4 protein-coding genes are annotated in these 3,356 nt (G+C 71.3%); all 4 read left to right on the forward strand.

The genetic code is table 11. From position 1 onward, the window contains the following. Positions 1-901 (forward strand): carbohydrate ABC transporter permease (locus H5J33_RS28200; RefSeq protein WP_181797656.1); only part of this gene is annotated, 901 nt, incomplete at its 5' end. Beyond that, the gene (locus H5J33_RS28205) at positions 898-1,722 is read left to right on the forward strand and encodes a carbohydrate ABC transporter permease (RefSeq protein WP_181797657.1); all 825 of its coding nucleotides are present in this window, start codon (positions 898-900) and stop codon (positions 1,720-1,722) included. The genes H5J33_RS28200 and H5J33_RS28205, both read left to right, overlap by 4 nt. Then, positions 1,719-2,708: a zinc-dependent alcohol dehydrogenase family protein gene (locus H5J33_RS28210; RefSeq protein WP_181797658.1), complete on the forward strand. Its 990-nt coding sequence runs from the start codon at positions 1,719-1,721 to the stop codon at positions 2,706-2,708. The genes H5J33_RS28205 and H5J33_RS28210 overlap by 4 nt, the downstream gene beginning before the upstream one ends. 91 nt (positions 2,709-2,799) lie before the next feature. After that, positions 2,800-3,356, forward strand: a 557-nt coding sequence (locus H5J33_RS28215; RefSeq protein ID WP_181797659.1) for a TerD family protein, incomplete at its 3' end; no start/stop codon positions are given.

Here is a 3,356-nt window from a genome sequence, read left to right on the forward strand (position 1 = left end):
GCTCGATGCACGCGTCTCCGTCTCCCGGCCACCGTCCACTCCGGCCACCCGGGCCCCGCTGCTGCCCGCCCTGGTCTTCCTGATCGCCGTGACCCAGCTGCCGTTCGCGGCCACGCTGGTGATCTCCTTCTTCGACTGGAACGCCCTGTATCCCAAGGCCCGCCGCTTCACCGGCCTGGACAACTACCGCCAGGTGCTGACCGACGCGGACCTGCGCCACTCGGTGTGGACGACCGTGCTGCTCACCGCGACGGTCGTGCTGGCCAGCCTGGTCCTGGGACTCGTGCTGGCGCTGCTGCTGGACCGCCGGTTCCGCGGCCGCGGCATCGTGCGCACCCTGCTCATCGCGCCGTTCCTGGTGGTACCGGTGGCGGCCGCCCTGCTGTGGAAGCATGTGCTCTACAACCCCGAATACGGCCTGTTGAACGGCTTGTCGCACTATGTGGGCGGCCCACAGCCCGACTGGATCTCCCGCACCCCGCTGCTCGCCGTCGAGGCCTCCCTGGTGTGGCAGTGGACGCCGTTCATGATGCTGATCCTGCTGGCCGGACTGCAGAGCCGGGACCAGCAGCAGATCGAGGCGGCCCGGGTGGACGGCGCCGGCGACTGGCAGATCTTCGTCCACCTCACGCTGCCGCACCTGCGCCGCTACCTCGAACTGGGCGCCCTGCTGGGCTCGATCTACATCGTGCAGAACTTCGACGCGGTGTTCACGCTCACCTCCGGGGGCCTCGGCACCGCCAACCTGCCCTACACCGTGTACCAGAGCTTCTACCAGGCCCACGAGAACGGGCTGGCCTCGGCCGCCGGGGTCCTGGTGGTCGCCGGCTCGCTCGTCATCGCGACGTTCGCGCTGCGCGTGGTGTCGTCGCTGTTCCGCGAGGAGGTGTCCCGCGCATGAGGGCCGTACGCCGCCACGGGCCGGGCCTGCTGGCCTGGTTCGCCGGGATCGTGTTCTTCCTGCCCATCGCGTGGATGGCACTGACGTCCTTCCACTCCGAGGCGGACGCGGCGACCAACCCGCCGTCCTTCACCGCCGCCCTGACCCTCGACGGCTACCGCGAGTTCTTCGGCAGCGGCGGCGGCGCGAGCCCGTGGCCCGCGCTGGCCAACTCCGCGGTGGCCTCTCTCGCCTCGACCCTCCTGGTGCTGCTGCTGGCCCTCCCGGCCGCGTACGCGCTGTCGATCCGTCCGGTGCGCAAGTGGACGGACGTGCTGTTCTTCTTCCTGTCGACGAAGATGCTGCCGGCCGTGGCGGGCCTGCTGCCGGTCTACCTCTTCGCCAAGGACGCCGGGCTGCTCGACAACATCTGGCTGCTGGTCGTCCTCTACACCTCCATGAACCTGCCGATCGCGGTGTGGATGATGCAGTCCTTCCTCGCCGAGGTGCCGGTCGCGGTCATCGAGGCGGCCCGGGTGGACGGCGCCCGGCTCCCGGTGGTCCTCACCCGCGTGGTGGCGCCGATCGCCCTGCCCGGCATCGCCGCCACGGCCCTGATCTGCTTCATCTTCAGCTGGAACGAGCTGCTCTTCGCCCGGGTCCTGACGGGCGTGGTCGCCGAGACCGCCCCCGTCTTCCTGACCGGCTTCATCACCAGCCAGGGCCTGTTCCTGGCGAAGGTGTGCGCCGCGTCGCTCGTCATCTCCCTGCCGGTGCTCGCCGCGGGGTTCGCCGCCCAGGACAAGCTGGTCCAGGGCCTGTCGTTGGGAGCCGTGAAATGAAGGCCGCCGTCATCGAGTCCGTGGGCCGCGCCGTCGTCACCGAGGTCCCCGACCCGGTGCCAGGACCCCGCGAGGTCGTCGTGGAGGTCGCCGCGTGCGGCCTGTGCGGCACGGACCTGCACATCCTCCAGGGCGAGTTCGCGCCCAGGCTGCCGATCGTGCCGGGGCACGAGTTCGCCGGCGAGGTGGTCGGGGTCGGCACCCACGTCACGGAGCTGTCGCCCGGCGACCGGGTCGCGGTCGACCCCTCCCTGTACTGCCACGAGTGCCGTTACTGCCGTACAGGCCACAACAACCTCTGCGAGCGCTGGGCGGCGATCGGCGTGACGACGGCCGGCGGCGCGGCCCGGTACGCCGTCGCCCCCGTGGCGAACTGCGTACGGCTGCCCGAGCACGTGCGCACCGAGGACGCGGCCCTGGTGGAGCCCCTGTCCTGCGCGGTGCGCGGCTACGACGTGCTGCGCTCCCGCCTCGGCGCGCACGTGCTGGTCTACGGCTCCGGGACGATGGGCCTGATGATGCTGGAGCTGGCCAAGCGGACCGGCGCGGCGAGCGTGGACGTGGTCGACGTGAACCCGGCCCGCCTGGAGACCGCCCGCCGGCTCGGCGTCACCGGCGCGGCGGGCAGCGCGGACGAGCTGGACCGGCCGCAGGGCTGGGACGTGGTCGTGGACGCGACCGGCAACGCGGCGGCGATCCAGGACGGCCTGGACCGGGTGGCGAAGGCGGGCACCTTCCTCCAGTTCGGCGTGGCCGACTACGCGACCCGCGTGACCATCGACCCGTACCGGATCTACAACCAGGAGATCACCATCACCGGTTCCATGGCCGTGCTGCACAGCTTCGAGCGGGCGGCGGAGCTGTTCGCGAACGGGGTGCTGGACCCGGAGGTCTTCATCAGCGACCGGATCCCGCTGGAGCGTTACCCGCAGGCGCTGGAGCAGTTCGCGGCGGGCGTGGGGCGGAAGATCGTGGTGGTGCCGTAGGCCGTCCGGCGGGTTCCGTGGGCCGTCCGGCGGGTTCCGGCCGGTAAGGGAACGGTAAAGCGGTGTCGTTCGTTCACCCGGTATGACAGCTATGACCCCAGGCTCGAACATCCCTCTGCCGACCGCGCGCGTGACGGTGGACGTCTCCGCCCCGGTGCGGCTCGACGTGTCGGGCCTGCTGCTCACCGGCGACGGCAAGGTGCGTTCCGACGACGACTTCATCTTCTACAACCAGCCGAACGGCCCCGGCGTGACCTACCGCTCGGGCGGCGGCACGGCTCCGGACGCGGTCACGGTGGACACCGCCGCCGTCCCGCCGGAGATCGAGAAGATCGTCGTCACGGCCAGCCCGGACGCGGCCGGCCAGACCTTCCAGGGCATCGAGCCGACGGCCACGATCCGGGACGCGGACGGCGGCGGTGTGCTGGCGACGTTCACCCCGCCGCGGCTCGGCACCGAGACCGCGCTGGTGGTCGTGGAGATCTACCGCCGCAGCGGCCAGTGGAAGGCGCGGGCCGTCGGCCAGGGGTACGCCGACGGGCTCGCGGGCATCGCGACCGACTTCGGGGTGACGGTGGAGGAACCGGCCTCGTACGGTGTGAGCGAGGTGTCGGCGTCGACGTCGTACGCGGGATCCAGCCAGATGAA

This window comes from Streptomyces sp. WELS2 (genome assembly GCF_013870595.1).
Taxonomy (GTDB): domain Bacteria; phylum Actinomycetota; class Actinomycetes; order Streptomycetales; family Streptomycetaceae; genus Streptomyces.